Raw genomic sequence first — 16197 nt, 5'->3', positions numbered from 1 at the left:
AGGCGCGTCGTCGCGCCCGCACCGCACACCACCACCGCAGTCGACGGCGCGGTGAGCGTCGTCCTGAACGAGAGGCACCACCGTGAGCGAGATCCCGCCCGGCACCGGCGACCCCGGGGCGACCGGGGGCCAGCAGGCCGACCGTCCCGCGCGCACCCTGCGTGACCACGACGGCGTCGTCCACGAGGTCCGTGACCTGGACCCGGTCCGGGCGCGGGTGCGACGTCCGCGGCGGGTCGCGCCGACGCGGTACGTCGCGGACCGGCTGATCGTGCGTGCTGCGCCGGGCGCGGTGGACGACGACGCGCTGGTCGGTGCGGTGCAGGAGGCCGCGCAGCGGCGGGGCCTGGGGGTGCGGGTAGCGACGGCGCCCGTGGCGGGCTCCCGCGAGTCGACGCGGCGTCAGGGTGTGGTGCTGCACGTGGATGGTGACGACGTGGACGCGTGGGACCTGCTGGACGAGGTGTCCGAGGGGGTCGGGTCGCGGGACGAGACCGTGCGGATCGGGCTGGACCACGTGCTGCAGGGCCACAAGAACTGGACGCCTCACGGTGTCGAGGGAACCCGTGAGCCCGCGACGTTCGTGGGGCCCGCCCCGCGGCGGGCGTTCGGGGACGGCGACGTGTGGACGACGGCCGACGGGCTGCCGCGCCCGGTGGTGGCGATCGTCGACACGGGCGTGGGTCAGCACCCGTGGTTCGACGCGCCGAGCGCGGCGGTCGCGCGCGGGGTGCTGCTCGACGGCGCCCCGATCGGGACCTATGACGACCACGAGCCCGACGGTGATGCCGAGCCCGACAGCACGGCCGAGGGGACGATCGGCGAGTACTCGGGGCACGGGACGTTCATCGCGGGCGTCGTGCACCAGGTCTGCCCCGACGCCGTGATCCTGCCGGTGCGCGTCTCGGGCCCGACGGGCGAGGCGACCGAGTGGGACGTCGCGAGGAGCCTCGAGCGCCTGCTCGACTTCCACCTGCGCGCCGTAGAGGGCGACGACGCGTGCGCGGCTGTCGACGTCGTGGTGCTGCCGTTCGGCTTCTATCCCGAGGAGACCGACCAGGACGACTACGACGGCGTGCTCCGCGGCATCCTGCGCGACCTGCGCGAGGCCGGGGTGCTCGTGGTGGTGTCGGCCGGCAACGACGGCTCGACCCGGCCGGTCTTCCCGGCGGCGTGGGCGCCGTCGGTCCGGCGGGTGCCTGACGGGGCGGTCGTGGCCGAGCAGCCGAGCGACCTCGTCGCGGCCTACACCCCGCTGCTCACGGTCACCGCGTCGAACCCGAACGGGACCCTCGCGGACTTCGCCAACGACGGACCGTGGGTCACCGCCGTCCGCCCGGGTGCCAAGTCGCTGAGCACCATGCCGACGACCTTCGACGGTCCCGCCGTGCCGCAGACGCGAACCGCTGACGGCCTGCGCGAGTCGGTCGATCCGGACGACTTCCGTGGCGGCTTCGCGCTCTGGAGCGGCACGTCGTTCGCAGCCCCGGTGCTCGCCGGTCAGCTCGCCGGGGCGCTCCTCGACGCGCGGGCTGACGGACGCCAGGCGTCGTCGCGGGTCGCGGCGGCGTGGGATGCTGTCGTCGCTGTGGGCGACCTGTACGCGGAGGCGCCCGCGTCCTGACGTGAGAGAGGCGGTCGGCGTGACGGACCCGGACTGGGATCACTATGCCGACCGCCTCGCGCGCGCCCGAGAGCTCAACGCCCGAGCGCGCGCGAGTATGGCCTCGGCCGTCTTCGAGGACCTCGTCCGCCAGCTCGACGCACTCGAGGTGGCGGACCTGACGCCGGAGGGTCAAGGCCGTGCTGCCACACTTACCTGCCAGGCGCTCGTGGGCCAGGCTGGTGCCCTGCACTCCGACACCACCGGCCTCCCGCGCGCGCTTGCACTCCTCGATCGCGCGGCGACCCTCGCACCTCTAGCCGACGAGCGTGACATCATCGGGTCGATCGAGGGCCAGCGTGGCTTCCTGCTGGCCCGCGCGGGGGACATGGAGGGCGCGCGGACGGCGATCACCCGGGGACTAGCTGGCGTCTCCAGGGACAACCATCGCGAACGAGCGATCAGCCTGCTGAACCGCGGTAACGCCGCGGTTGAGCTGGGCGACGTCCGCGGGGCTCTTGACGACTACCGGACCGCGCACGAGCATGCACGGGCCTTGGGGCAGGAGCTGTACGTCGCTCTCGCGATGCACAACGTCGGGTATGCGAAGCACCTCCTCGGTGACCTGCCGGGCGCCTTGTCGGCGATGGATGAAGCGCGGAGGCACGCACCCGAGCAGGACGACGGCATCCCCCTGCTCGGCAAGGCCGAGGTTCTCGTCGAGGCCGGGTTGTGGACCGAGGCCGACGGCGCGCTCACCGAGGCGATCCCGCAGCTGCAACGAGCGCGCCTGCGACTCGACCGTGCTGAGGCTGAATACTTCCGCGCGCGCACGCTGCTGGGCCTCGAACGCTACCCGGAGGCGAAACGGTGGGCGGCCCTGGCGCGGCGTCACTTCGAGGCGGGCGGGCACGCGTCGTGGACGGTCGTCGCGCGTGTGCTGGAGCTCGAGATCGAACTGGCCCGTGCCAGGAAGGAGGGGCTGCCGTCGGCGCGCACGTGCCGTCGTCGGGCTCTCGAGGCGCTGGACGTGGCGGACCGGGGGAGCGCAACGGGTGCGGTCCTGGGCCGCGAGCCGTCGGTCGGGGCGCGGCTGATCGCGGTGCAGTGGCTGGTGTCCGCGGGAGATGTCGAGGCGGCGCGGGGCGTGCTCGCGGAGGTGCCGTCGAACCTGCAGGGCGCACCGCTGACGCTCCGGGTCCAGCGCTACGCCGTCGCGGCCGAGCTCGCGTTCACGGCGGGGGACCGGCCTGCCGGCCTGCGGGCGGTCAAGCGCGGCTTCGGGATCCTGGCCGAGCACCGCGCCCGCCTGGGCTCGGTGGACTCGGTCGCGGCCGCCGCGGTGCACGCGGTGGCCCTCAACTGGACGGACGTCGCCGCGGCCCGCGGGACCGGGCGCGCGTCGGCGGTGTTCGACGCGGTCGAGCGGGGCCGGGCGACGTTCGCGGGCGCGGCGCGGGTCACGCCGCCCGAGGACCCGGAGTCGGCCGAGCTGCTCGCGACGGCCCGCGCGCTGCTGGCCCGGGCCCGCGAACTGCCCGTGGACACGGACCCGGCGGCGGTGCGGGAGCGCGCGGACCTGCACCGCCGCGCGCGCGTCCTCCAGGACCGTCTGCGCGAGCGTTCGTGGCAGCGGGCGGGGGACGCCGAGGTCGCGCACGCGGTGACGAGCCGCGAGCTCGTGCGGCTGCTGGGGGAGCGCGGCGACGGCGCCGTCGTGGCCGACTTCGTCGTGTTCGGCGGGCGGGTGCTCGCGGTCCGCGCCGACGCGCGCGGCATGCGTCTGTTCGACCTCGCCGACGCCGCGGACGTCACCGAGAAGGTCCGTCGCGTCCGTGCCGACCTGCAGATCGCGTCGAACGAGCTCATCCCCGCCCCGCTCCACGCGGTCGCCGTCGCCTCGCTCACCACCGGGCTGCGCCGGCTCGACGACCTGCTCGTGCGACCGCTGGCCGCCGAGGCCGACCTGTACGTCGCGGCGCGCGACCCGCTGATCGGCCTCCCGTGGTCTGCGTTCCCGTCGCGGCGCGGCCTGCGGACGGCGGTGAACTCGCACGTCGCGCGGGGTCGCGCGTCCGACGGCGACGGTCGGGAACCGCGCGTCCTCGCCGTCGCAGGACCCGGGGTGGTGCACGCGGACCGCGAGGCGCTCGCCGTCGCCGACGGGTGGCAGCAGGCGACCGCCCTCACGGGCGCGGACGCCTCGACCGACTCGGTGCGCCGCGCGTTCGAGGACCACGACGTCGTGCACCTCGCCGCGCACGGCCGCCACGACGCCGACAACCCGCTCTTCGCCTGCATCGAGCTCGCCGACGGCCCGCTGTTCGCGCACGAGCTCGACGGGCTTCACCTGCCGCAGTCCGTCGTCGTCCTGTCGGCGTGCGAGGTCGGGGGCGTCACGCCTGGGCTCGGTGGCGAGGTGCTGGGGCTCACGTCGGTCCTGCTGCGGCTCGGGGCGCGCGCCGTGATCGCGTCCGTCGCCCCGCTGCCGGACGTGGTGGCCGCCGACCTGATGCCGCGGCTCCACGCCGAGCTCCGCGCGTCCGACGACCCCGAGGGCGCGCTCGCGCTGGCGCTCGCGGACGCCGACGAGCCCGTCCCGCTGGTCTGCTTCTCGTCCGTGGCCGGTCTCGCGGCGGTGTCCGCGTGAGGGCGCGCGCGTCCCGGCCGTTCGCGCTCCTGTGGTCGTCGATGATGTCCGGCTACCTCGCGGACGCGCTCGTGTGGACCGCCGCGCCGTTGCTCGCCGTCAGGCTCACCCAGGACCCGTTCGCGGTGTCCGCGATCTCGGCGGCGTCGTACCTGCCCTGGCTGCTCTTCGGGGTCGCCGCGGGCGTCGCGGCCGACCGGTTCGACCGCCGCCGCCTGCTCGGGGTCGCGAACCTCGCGCGCGCAGCCGTCGTCCTCGGGGCGGCCGCGCTCGTCGCGGCGGGGCGGATGCCCGTCTGGGGGCTCGTCGTCCTGATCTTCGTGGCGGGGGTGCTCGAGACCGTCGCGGAGGAGGGGAACCAGGCGCTCCTCCCGCGTGTCGTCGACGTCGCCGGACGCGACGCCGCGAACTCTCGCGTGGCCGCCGGGACCCAGGTCGCGCAGGGTCTCGTGGCGCCGTCCGCGGCCGCAGGGCTGGTGGCGCTGGCGGCCGCGGCGCCGTTCGTCGCGTCGGCCGCGGCCTTCGCCGCCGCCGCGGTCCTCGCGCTGCTCCTCCCGCGGTCGACCGGGGCCCGCGAGGTCGCGCCGGCCGCCGCGCGCGAGGTCCGCGACGGTTTCTTCCGCCAGCTCGACGACGGCGCCCGCTTCCTGTGGCGCGACCGCCCGCTCCGGACGCTCCTGCTCGTGACGACCGGCTCGGCTACCTGCCTCACGCTCGCCCAGGCGGCGCTCGTCGTGTACGTGGTCCGGACCCTGCACGTGCCGGACGCGCTCGTCGGGGTGTTCCTCGCGGTCGGCGCGATCGGGAGCGTGCTGGCGTCGGTGGTGCTCGCGCGTGCCGTCGAGCGGGTCGGGAGGCCGCGGGTCCTCGCGGGGTCGGCGGTGGTCTGCGGGCCGATGCTCGTCGTGATGGGCCTCGTCCCGGGATCCCGGCTGGGCGCGGGCGTCGCGGCGGCCGCGTTCGCCGCGATGACGCTCGGCGTGACCGTGTGGAACTCCCTCACCGCGAGCGTGCGCCAGCACCGTGTGCCGGACGACCTCTTGGGCCGCGTCTCGGGGACGTGGCGGACGGTCTGCTGGGTGCTGGTCCCCCTCGTCACCCTCGCGGGCGGCGCACTCTCGCGGGTGGACCTTCGTCTGCCCCTGGTGCTCGGCGGCGTGCTCGCCACGGCCCTCGCGCTCGCGACCGCGCGCGTCGTCGCGGGCGCGGTGGCGGCGTCGGTCCGCGACCCCGCTGCGGTCGGTGCCGGGTCCCGCGAGCCCGAGCTCGTCGCCGCCGAGGGCTGAGGGCGCTCGCGACCGCGGGCCAGGCGGTTTGGTCGTGGTCCCCGCGTGCCCTACCATGGACGGGTACCCAAGACCGCAGGTCGTCGACGCCTGCCCGGAACCCGGTTCGCCGGTGGACGGGAAGGTGTCACCGAAGTCCCGCTCTCGAGCGGAGGCCGGCGCAGGTGCGAGCCTCGATGAACGGTGTCCTCACGGATGTCGGACGTTCCTGAGAGCCCCGCCCTGCGCGGGGCTCTTTCTCGTTTCCCCGGGGTTCTCGGCACGGCGCGCTGCGGCACCACCATCGGAAGGATTGCCATGGCGAGGCCGGACAAGGCAGCCGCAGTTGCAGAGCTCACGGACGCGTTCCGCGAGTCGAACGCTGCCGTGCTGACCGAGTACCGCGGGCTCACCGTCGCGCAGCTCAAGACGCTGCGTCGGTCGCTCAGCGGCAACGCAACCTACGCCGTGGTGAAGAACACGCTGACCGCCATCGCGGCCAAGGAGGCCGGGGTCGACATCGCCGACACCGACCTCGCCGGCCCGTCGGCGATCGCCTTCGTGACCGGTGACCCGGTCGAGGCGGCCAAGGGTCTGCGTGACTTCGCCAAGGCGAACCCCGCGCTGGTCATCAAGGGTGGTGTCCTCGACGGGCGCCCCCTGACGAGCGACGAGGTCACCAAGCTCGCGGACCTCGAGTCCCGCGAGGTCCTGCTGGCCAAGGCGGCCGGCGCGATGAAGGCCAAGCTCTTCCAGGCTGCCTACGTCTTCACCGCGAACACCGCCCAGGCCGCTCGCGTCATCGATGCCCTGCGTCAGAAGCAGGAATCGGAGGGCGCTGCCGCCTGACCCGTGCTCGCACGGATCAGCTCAGCGCACGTACAACCCCCTTTGCTTCTGGCGGGCCCCCACCGGGCCGCTGACGAGCACTGAACGAAAGGAACGCCATCATGGCGAAGCTCAGCACCGACGAGCTCATCGAGCAGTTCAAGGGCCTGACCCTCATCGAGCTCAACGAGTTCGTGAAGGCCTTCGAGGAGACCTTCGAGGTCACCGCCGCCGCCCCCGCCGCTGTCGCGGTCGCCGCCCCCGCCGCCGGTGGTGGCGACGCCGCCGCCGAGGAGGAGAAGACGGAGTTCGACGTCATCCTCGAGGCCGCCGGCGACAAGAAGATCCAGGTCATCAAGGAGGTGCGCGCCCTCACGTCCCTCGGTCTCAAGGAGGCCAAGGACCTCGTCGACGGCGCCCCGAAGCCCGTCCTGGAGAACGCCACCAAGGAGGCCGCGGACAAGGCCAAGGCTGCCCTCGAGGGCGCCGGCGCCACCGTCACCGTCAAGTGATCCGGGTCCCGTCCGCGGGACTCCACTGACGGCGGTTCGCGAACTGCTGCACGAGGCCCCCACCCGTCCGGGTGGGGGCCTCGTCGTGTCCCCGGAAGCGTGCGGTCCGCGCGCGACGGTGCACCCACGAGCGTGGCTGACTTCACGAACCGGGGGAGGGTGTGCCACGATGTCGGGGCCGGGACGGTCTGGCGCACCAGCAGGACAGCGACGTGCGACCTGGGCCGACGGCAGTGGGCACGGTGCGTGCGTGGGGCGTCGTCGTGGACGAGCACCGTGGTTGATACGTCGGGCAAGGTGGCCCGACGGCGGGGGCTGGACCCGAGCGCAAGTTCAGGGTATGCTAACGCTTTGCGCTGTCCTGTGCCCCCGATCTCAGATACCCCTCGACCTTCCGGCGACGTACGTGCGCGTCGCGCTGCGGTCGGGGCGGCGGTGATCGAACCCGGCCCGGCGGTGCAGCGTTCTTTCGATCTGCAGGGAAGGACCCCTCTTGGCTGCCTCGCGCACCCCTTCTGCTCCGTCCGCCGACGCCATCGCGAACCGAACCGCCTCCCCCCGCATCTCCTTCGCCCAGATCTTCGAGCCCCTCGGCGTGCCGGACCTTCTCGGTCTGCAGACCGAGAGCTTCGACTGGCTCCTGGGCAACGAGAAGTGGCAGGCGCGTGTCGCCGCCGCCGCCGAGGCGGGGCGTCAGGACGTCCCGGACACCTCCGGCCTCGAGGAGATCTTCGAGGAGATCTCGCCGATCGAGGACTTCGGCCAGACGATGTCCCTCTCCTTCTCCAACCACCGCTTCGAGCCGCCGAAGTACACGGCGGACGAGTGCAAGGAGAAGGACTTCACCTACGCCGCGCCGCTCTTCGTGACCGCCGAGTTCGTCAACTACACGACCGGTGAGATCAAGAGCCAGACCGTCTTCATGGGTGACTTCCCGCTCATGAGCGAGCGCGGCACCTTCATCATCAACGGCACCGAGCGCGTCGTCGTGTCGCAGCTCGTCCGTTCCCCGGGCGTCTACTTCGAGCGGATCGCCGACAAGACGAGCGACCGCGACATCTTCAGCGCGAAGGTCATCCCGTCGCGTGGTGCGTGGCTCGAGTTCGAGATCGACAAGCGTGACGCCGTCGGCGTGCGCGTCGACCGCAAGCGCAAGCAGTCCGTCACGGTCCTGCTCAAGGCGCTCGGCATGACCGAGTCGGAGATCCGTGAGGAGTTCGCCGACTTCCCGTCGATCCTCGACACGCTCGAGAAGGACCACGTCCACACGCAGGACGAGGCGCTCCTCGACCTGTACCGGAAGATCCGCCCGGGCGAGCCGCCGACCGTCGAGGCCGGCCGCGCCCTGCTCGAGAACTTCTACTTCAACCCGAAGCGCTACGACCTCGCCAAGGTCGGCCGCTACAAGCTGAACAAGAAGCTCGGCGTCGACGTCCCGCTGGCCGACTCCACGCTGTCGCAGGCCGACGTCGTCGCGACCATCAAGTACCTGGCCGCGCTGCACGCCGACGTCGCGACCCTCCCGGGCGCCCGCAACGGCGAGACCGTCGAGGTCCGCGTCGAGACGGACGACATCGACCACTTCGGCAACCGTCGTATCCGCGCCGTCGGCGAGCTCATCCAGAACCAGGTCCGCACGGGCCTGTCCCGGATGGAGCGCGTCGTGCGCGAGCGCATGACGACGCAGGACGTCGAGGCGATCACCCCGCAGACGCTGATCAACATCCGCCCCGTCGTGGCCTCCATCAAGGAGTTCTTCGGGACGAGCCAGCTGTCGCAGTTCATGGACCAGAACAACCCGCTCGCGGGCCTCACGCACAAGCGGCGTCTGTCGGCCCTCGGCCCGGGTGGTCTGTCTCGTGACCGCGCCGGCATGGAGGTCCGTGACGTCCACCCGTCGCACTACGGCCGCATGTGCCCGATCGAGACCCCTGAGGGTCCGAACATCGGTCTGATCGGCTCGCTCGCGTCGTACGGGCGGATCAACCCGTTCGGCTTCATCGAGACGCCGTACCGCCGTGTCGTCGACGGTCGCGTGACCGACGAGGTCGAGTACCTGACCGCCGACGACGAGGACCGCCACGTCATCGCGCAGGCCAACACGCCGCTGACGGCCGACGGCCACTTCGTCACCGACCGCGTCCTCGTGCGCATCAAGGGCGGGGAGACGGACGACGTCCTCGCGACGAACGTCGACTACATGGACGTCTCGCCGCGCCAGATGGTGTCGGTCGCGACCGCGCTCATCCCGTTCCTCGAGCACGACGACGCGAACCGCGCGCTCATGGGCGCCAACATGCAGCGCCAGGCCGTGCCGCTCGTGCGCTCCGAGCTCCCGCTCGTGGGCACCGGCATGGAGCGTCGTGCGGCTGTCGACGCCGGCGACGTCATCGTGGCGACCAAGCCCGGTGTCGTGTCCGAGGTGTCGGCCGACCTGGTCACCGTCATCAACGACGACGGCACGACGTCGACGTACCGCGCCCAGAAGTTCCAGCGCTCCAACCAGGGCACGAGCTACAACCAGCGCGTGATCGTCGACGAGGGCCAGCGTGTCGAGGTCGGCTCCGTCCTCGGTGACGGCCCGGCGACGGACGAGGGCGAGCTCGCGCTCGGCCGCAACCTGCTCGTCGCGTTCATGTCGTGGGAGGGCCACAACTACGAGGACGCGATCATCCTCAGCCAGCGGCTCGTCCAGGACGACGTCCTGTCCTCGATCCACATCGAGGAGCACGAGGTCGACGCGCGCGACACCAAGCTCGGCCCCGAGGAGATCACGCGGGACATCCCGAACGTCTCCGAGGAGGCCCTGGCGGACCTCGACGAGCGCGGCATCATCCGCATCGGTGCCGAGGTCGCGGCCGGCGACATCCTGGTCGGCAAGGTCACGCCCAAGGGCGAGACCGAGCTCACCCCGGAGGAGCGCCTGCTCCGCGCGATCTTCGGCGAGAAGGCCCGCGAGGTCCGCGACACGTCGCTCAAGGTTCCCCACGGCGAGTCCGGAACGGTGATCGGCGTCCGCGAGTTCAACCGCGAGGACGGCGACGAGCTGCCCGCCGGCGTGAACCAGCTGGTCCGCGTGTACATCGCGCAGCGCCGCAAGATCACGGACGGCGACAAGCTCGCCGGTCGTCACGGCAACAAGGGCGTCATCTCGAAGATCCTGCCGGTCGAGGACATGCCGTTCCTCGCCGACGGGACCCCGGTCGACGTGATCCTCAACCCGCTCGGCGTGCCCGGTCGTATGAACGTCGGCCAGGTGCTCGAGACCCACCTCGGGTGGGTCGCCAAGCAGGGCTGGGACATCTCGCTCGCCGAGGGCGACGACCTGTCCTGGAAGGACGACGTCCCCGAGGTCGCGGCCAAGGCGGCGCCCAACTCGCCCGTCGCGACCCCGGTGTTCGACGGCCTCCAGGAGAACGCGCTCACGGGCCTGCTCTCGACCACGCTCCCGAACCGCGACGGTGTCCGCACCGTCGGCGGCGACGGCAAGGCGCAGCTGTTCGACGGCCGCTCCGGCGAGCCGTTCCCGGCGCCCGTCTCGGTCGGCTACATGTACATCCTCAAGCTGCACCACCTGGTGGACGACAAGATCCACGCGCGGTCGACGGGTCCGTACTCGATGATCACGCAGCAGCCGCTCGGTGGTAAGGCGCAGTTCGGCGGTCAGCGTTTCGGCGAGATGGAGGTGTGGGCGCTCGAGGCTTACGGCGCGGCGTACACGCTGCAGGAGCTCCTCACCATCAAGTCGGACGACGTCCCCGGTCGCGTGAAGGTGTACGAGGCCATCGTCAAGGGCGAGAACATCCCCGACTCGGGCATCCCGGAGTCCTTCAAGGTGCTCCTCAAGGAGATGCAGTCGCTGTGCCTGAACGTGGAGGTCCTCTCCTCGGACGGCACCACGGTCGAGATGCGCGAGTCCGACGACGAGGTGTACCGCGCCGCGGAGGAGCTCGGGATCGACCTGTCGCGTCGCCCGAACGCCTCCAGCGTCGAAGAGATCTGACGAACGCGACCCGGCCGTGCGCCGTCCCCCGCGGGACACCACGGCCGGGCCGCCCCCCACTACTCCAGACATTCCCTGCACTGTTCACCACCGGGGCGACGGCCCCACGGTGAGACGAAGGAAGTAGGAAACCTTGCTCGACGTCAACGTCTTCGACGAGCTGCGCATCGGCCTGGCCACGGCCGACGACATCCGTGCCTGGTCGCACGGCGAGGTCAAGAAGCCCGAGACCATCAACTACCGCACCCTCAAGCCCGAGAAGGACGGCCTCTTCTGCGAGAAGATCTTCGGCCCCACCCGGGACTGGGAGTGCTACTGCGGCAAGTACAAGCGCGTGCGCTTCAAGGGCATCATCTGCGAGCGCTGCGGCGTCGAGGTGACGCGCTCGAAGGTCCGCCGTGAGCGCATGGGCCACATCGAGCTCGCCGCGCCCGTCACGCACATCTGGTTCTTCAAGGGTGTGCCGAGCCGCCTCGGCTACCTGCTCGACCTCGCCCCGAAGGACCTGGAGAAGGTCATCTACTTCGCGGCCTACATGATCACGTGGGTCGACGCCGAGGGTCGCCAGGAAGACCTCCCGAACCTCCAGAACGAGATCGACCTGGAGCGCAAGGAGATCGAGAACCGGCGCGACAACGACATCAACACGCGTGCCACGAAGCTCGAGGCCGACCTGGCCGAGCTCGAGGCCGAGGGTGCCAAGGCCGACGCGCGCCGCAAGGTCCGCGACTCGGCCGAGCGCGAGATGGCGCAGATCCGTAAGCGTTCCGACGCGGAGCTCGACCGCCTCGAGCAGGTCTGGGACCGGTTCAAGAACCTCAAGGTCGCGGACCTCGAGGGCGACGAGCTGCTGTACCGCCAGCTCCAGGACCGCTACGGGAGCTACTTCGAGGGCTCGATGGGCGCCGCGGCGATCCAGAAGCGCCTCGAGAACTTCGACCTGGACGCCGAGGCCGAGGCGTTGCGCGAGATCATCCGCACCGGCAAGGGCCAGCGCAAGACCCGCGCGCTCAAGCGCCTCAAGGTCGTGAACGCGTTCCTGACGACCACCAACTCGCCCACGGCGATGGTGCTCGACGCCGTCCCGGTCATCCCGCCGGACCTGCGCCCGATGGTGCAGCTCGACGGTGGCCGGTTCGCGACGTCGGACCTGAACGACCTGTACCGCCGCGTCATCAACCGCAACAACCGCCTGAAGCGTCTGCTCGACCTCGGTGCGCCCGAGATCATCGTGAACAACGAGAAGCGCATGCTCCAGGAGGCCGTGGACTCGCTCTTCGACAACGGCCGTCGTGGTCGCCCGGTCACGGGCCCCGGCAACCGTCCGCTGAAGTCGATCTCCGACATGCTCAAGGGCAAGCAGGGCCGGTTCCGCCAGAACCTGCTCGGCAAGCGCGTCGACTACTCGGGCCGTTCGGTCATCGTCGTCGGCCCGCAGCTCAAGCTGCACCAGTGCGGCCTGCCGAAGCAGATGGCGCTCGAGCTGTTCAAGCCGTTCGTCATGAAGCGTCTGGTGGACCTCAACCACGCGCAGAACATCAAGTCCGCGAAGCGCATGGTCGAGCGTGCCCGCCCGGTCGTGTGGGACGTGCTCGAGGAGGTCATCACCGAGCACCCGGTGCTGCTGAACCGTGCTCCCACGCTGCACCGTCTGGGCATCCAGGCGTTCGAGCCGCAGCTCGTCGAGGGCAAGGCCATCCACCTGCACCCGCTCGTGTGCGCCGCGTTCAACGCGGACTTCGACGGCGACCAGATGGCGGTCCACCTGCCCCTGTCGGCGGAGGCGCAGGCCGAGGCCCGCGTCCTCATGCTCTCGAGCAACAACATCCTGAAGCCGTCGGACGGCCGACCGGTCACCATGCCCTCGCAGGACATGATCATCGGTCTGTTCCACCTGACGAACGAGCACCAGGGTGCCGAGGGCGAGGGCCGCGCGTTCAGCTCGGTCGCCGAGGCGATCATGGCGTTCGACCAGGGCACCCTGGACCTGAACGCCGAGGTCAAGCTGCGGATCCCGGACCTCGTCCTGGACCCGGCGACGGCGCCCGAGGGCTACGTGCCCGGCGAGCCGTTCCTGTTCACGACGACGCTCGGCCGCGCGATCTTCAACGACACGCTGCCGGTCGACTACCCGTACGTGAACGAGATCGTGGACAAGAAGCGTCTGTCGACGATCGTGAACGAGCTCGCGGAGCGCTACCCCAAGGTGGACGTCGCCGCGTCGCTCGACGCGCTGAAGGAGGCCGGCTTCCGCTGGGCCACCCGTTCGGGCGTGACGATCGCGATCTCCGACGTCGCGACGCCGGAGGCCAAGCCCGCGATCCTCGCCGAGCACGAGGAGCGCGCGCTCAAGGTCCAGCAGCAGTACGACCGCGGTCTGATCACGGACGACGAGCGCCGTCAGGAGCTCATCGAGATCTGGACGCAGGCCACCGACAAGGTCGCGACGGCGATGCGGGAGTCCTTCCCGGAGCGCAACACGGTCTTCACGATGGTCGGCTCGGGCGCGCGTGGTAACTGGATGCAGGTCCGTCAGATCGCCGGTATGCGCGGTCTCGTGGCGAACCCGAAGGGCGAGATCATCCCGCGCCCGATCAAGTCCAACTACCGCGAGGGACTGTCCGTCCTCGAGTACTTCATCGCGACCCACGGTGCCCGCAAGGGTCTCGCGGACACCGCGCTGCGTACCGCGGACTCCGGCTACCTCACGCGTCGTCTCGTCGACGTGTCGCAGGACGTCATCATCCGCGAGGAGGACTGCGGCACCGAGCGCGGCCTGCCGCTGCCCGTGGCCGAGCAGCTCGGCGACACCCTGGTCCGCCACCCCAAGGTGGAGACCAGCGTGTACGCGCGCAGCCTCGCCTCGGACGTCGAGGACGCCGACGGCAACGTCGTCGCCCACGCGGGCGAGGACGTCGGCGACGTGCTCATCGAGCGTCTCGTCGAGGCCGGCGTCACGGAGGTCAAGGTCCGTTCGGTCCTGACCTGCGAGTCGCGCGTCGGCACGTGCGCGAAGTGCTACGGCCGTTCGCTCGCGACGGGCAAGCTCGTCGACATCGGCGAGGCCGTGGGCATCATCGCGGCGCAGTCGATCGGTGAGCCGGGTACCCAGCTGACGATGCGTACGTTCCACACGGGTGGTGTCGCCTCCGCGGAGGACATCACTCAGGGTCTGCCGCGTGTCACCGAGCTCTTCGAGGCCCGGACCCCGAAGGGCGAGAGCCCGATCGCGGAGTTCTCGGGTCGCGTCGCGATCGACGACACCGAGCGCACCCGCCGGATCGTGCTCACGCCCGACGACGGCTCCGAGGAGATCGCCTACGCCGTCAGCAAGCGCTCGCGCCTGCTGGTGAACGACGGCGACCACGTCGAGGTCGGCACCCAGCTCGTCCAGGGCGCCGTCGACCCGAAGAAGGTGCTGCGCATCCTCGGCCCGCGTGCCACGCAGAAGCACCTGGTCGACGAGGTGCAGGAGGTCTACCGCTCCCAGGGCGTGGACATCCACGACAAGCACATCGAGGTCATCGTGCGGCAGATGCTGCGTCGCGTGACCGTGCTCGACTCGGGTTCGTCGCAGCTCCTTCCGGGCGAGCTCGCCGAGCGCGGTCGGTTCGAGGACGCGAACCGTCGTGCGGTCGCCGAGGGCGGTCAGCCGGCCTCGGGTCGTCCGGAGCTCATGGGCATCACGAAGGCGTCGCTCGCGACCGACTCGTGGCTGTCCGCGGCCTCCTTCCAGGAGACGACGCGCGTCCTCACGGAGGCGTCGATGAGCGGTCGTCGCGACCCGCTCCTGGGCCTCAAGGAGAACGTCATCCTCGGTAAGCTCATCCCCGCCGGCACGGGCCTCCCGCGCTACCGCGAGGTGGACGTCGAGCCGACCGAGCAGGCGCGCGCCGAGCTCTTCCCGACGTTCGGGTACGACGAGATCGACTTCTCGCCGCTCGGCATGGGGACGGGCGAGGCCATCCCGCTCGACGACATCGACTTCGGCGACTTCCGCTGACGTCGACCTGTCATCACCCCGAGGGGCCTGCCGCGTGCGGTGGGCCCCTCGGGCGTGTCCGGCGCCCCTTCCGGGCTCTGGACGACGGCGCGCGCGGCGGCTCCCGTCGGGTAGGGTCTCCCGCTCTTTGACGGGGCTCGCGCGCCCACGTAGACTTGACGACTGTTGCCCGCGCCGTCGGGCCTGCTCTGATGCACCGGGACGACCGGGACGACCTCGCGTCGTCCGGATCCCCTCGCCGACCTCGTCGGCGGCGCCCGGTGCCCACTCGGATCTGGGCCTGATGTGAGCGCGCGGGCGAACCGCTCTGCGGGCCCTCCAGGGCCGCCGCGGACGGACCATCGGGCCGGTGGAAAGTGGCTGTAGCAGCACCTGAGGTGCTGCTGGCGCCTCTTGCTGCCGGCGCCCCAGACACAGACCACTGTCGAGGCAGCCGCCTCGAGCAGCTCGAGAAGACACGGAGACGTAGTGCCTACGATCCAGCAGCTCGTCCGCAAGGGGCGGACATCGAAGGCGTCGAAGTCCAAGACGCCCGCGCTCAAGGGTTCGCCCCAGCGCCGCGGTGTGTGCACCCGCGTGTACACCACCACCCCGAAGAAGCCGAACTCCGCGCTCCGCAAGGTCGCGCGCGTCAAGCTGTCCTCGGGCATCGAGGTCACGGCGTACATCCCCGGCGTCGGCCACAACCTGCAGGAGCACTCGATCGTGCTCGTCCGCGGCGGCCGTGTGAAGGACCTCCCGGGTGTCCGTTACAAGATCGTGCGCGGTGCGCTCGACACGCAGGGCGTGAAGAACCGCAAGCAGGCGCGCAGCCGCTACGGCGCGAAGAAGGAGAAGGCCTGATGCCTCGTAAGGGTCCGGCCCCCAAGCGGCCGCTCGTCGTCGACCCCGTCTACGGGTCGCCCATCGTCACCCAGCTCGTCAACAAGGTCCTGCGCGACGGCAAGAAGTCGACCGCCGAGGCCATCGTCTACGGCGCCCTCGAGGGCGTCCGGGCGAAGACCGACCAGGACCCCGTCGTCGTGCTCAAGCGCGCGCTCGACAACGTCCGCCCGGCCCTCGAGGTCAAGTCCCGCCGCGTCGGCGGTGCGACCTACCAGGTGCCGATCGAGGTCCGTCCTGCGCGTGCCACCACGCTCGCGCTGCGCTGGCTCACCGACTACTCGCGCGCTCGCCGCGAGAAGACGATGACCGAGCGTCTGACGAACGAGATCCTCGACGCCTCGAACGGCCTCGGTGCCGCGGTCAAGCGCCGCGAGGACATGCACAAGATGGCCGACTCGAACAAGGCCTTCGCGCACTACCGCTGGTGAGCCGGTCGCTGCCGGTCCCG

9 protein-coding genes are annotated in these 16197 nt (G+C 71.2%); all 9 read left to right on the top strand.

The genetic code is table 11. The annotated features are described in order from the left end of the window. Positions 1–82: 82 nt before the first annotated feature. The 9 genes from ACFT5B_RS11050 to rpsG all read left to right on the top strand — a co-directional run bounded on the left by ACFT5B_RS11050 (position 83) and on the right by rpsG (position 16177). Positions 83–1624 carry a S8 family serine peptidase gene (locus ACFT5B_RS11050; protein WP_386798104.1) on the top strand — a complete coding sequence of 514 codons (1542 nt, stop codon included), beginning with the start codon at positions 83–85 and terminating at the stop codon, positions 1622–1624. Positions 1625–1643: 19 nt separating this feature from the next. Continuing rightward, on the top strand, positions 1644–4253 hold the full coding sequence (locus ACFT5B_RS11045; RefSeq protein ID WP_386798102.1) for a CHAT domain-containing protein: 2610 nt from the start codon (positions 1644–1646) through the stop codon (positions 4251–4253). Next, entirely contained in the window at positions 4250–5539 is a 1290-nt protein-coding gene (locus ACFT5B_RS11040) for an MFS transporter (RefSeq protein ID WP_386798100.1), read from the top strand. The genes ACFT5B_RS11045 and ACFT5B_RS11040 overlap by 4 nt, the downstream gene beginning before the upstream one ends. 297 nt (positions 5540–5836) lie before the next feature. Next, complete coding sequence (rplJ, locus tag ACFT5B_RS11035; protein ID WP_284291864.1) at positions 5837–6367, top strand: 50S ribosomal protein L10; 531 nt, start codon at positions 5837–5839, stop codon at positions 6365–6367. 101 nt (positions 6368–6468) lie between these two features. After that, entirely contained in the window at positions 6469–6858 is a 390-nt protein-coding gene (rplL, locus tag ACFT5B_RS11030; protein ID WP_386798097.1) for a 50S ribosomal protein L7/L12, read from the top strand. 493 nt (positions 6859–7351) lie between these two features. Then, on the top strand, positions 7352–10861 hold the full coding sequence (rpoB, locus tag ACFT5B_RS11025; RefSeq protein WP_386798095.1) for a DNA-directed RNA polymerase subunit beta: 3510 nt from the start codon (positions 7352–7354) through the stop codon (positions 10859–10861). 133 nt (positions 10862–10994) lie between these two features. Further along, positions 10995–14864: a DNA-directed RNA polymerase subunit beta' gene (locus tag ACFT5B_RS11020; protein ID WP_386798093.1), complete on the top strand. Its 3870-nt coding sequence runs from the start codon at positions 10995–10997 to the stop codon at positions 14862–14864. A 468-nt stretch (positions 14865–15332) separates the two neighbouring features. Beyond that, complete coding sequence (gene rpsL, locus ACFT5B_RS11015) at positions 15333–15707, top strand: 30S ribosomal protein S12 (protein ID WP_036953306.1); 375 nt, start codon at positions 15333–15335, stop codon at positions 15705–15707. Then, positions 15707–16177, top strand: coding sequence for a 30S ribosomal protein S7 (gene rpsG, locus ACFT5B_RS11010; protein ID WP_386798091.1), 471 nt, complete (start codon positions 15707–15709; stop codon positions 16175–16177). The genes rpsL and rpsG overlap by 1 nt, the downstream gene beginning before the upstream one ends. Positions 16178–16197 lie beyond the last annotated feature (20 nt).

It is taken from the genome of Luteimicrobium sp. NPDC057192 (assembly GCF_042670205.1).
GTDB lineage: Bacteria > Actinomycetota > Actinomycetes > Actinomycetales > Cellulomonadaceae > Luteimicrobium.
The sequence above is the reverse complement of the archived record's forward strand: the minus strand, read 5'-3'. Positions and strand labels throughout refer to the sequence as shown.

Coding starts and splice junctions, on each gene's coding strand:
- rplJ (WP_284291864.1), top strand. CDS start 5,837: ATGGCGAGGCCGGACAAGGCAGCCGCAGTTGCAGAGCTCACGGACGCG.
- rplL (WP_386798097.1), top strand. CDS start 6,469: ATGGCGAAGCTCAGCACCGACGAGCTCATCGAGCAGTTCAAGGGCCTG.
- rpsG (WP_386798091.1), top strand. CDS start 15,707: ATGCCTCGTAAGGGTCCGGCCCCCAAGCGGCCGCTCGTCGTCGACCCC.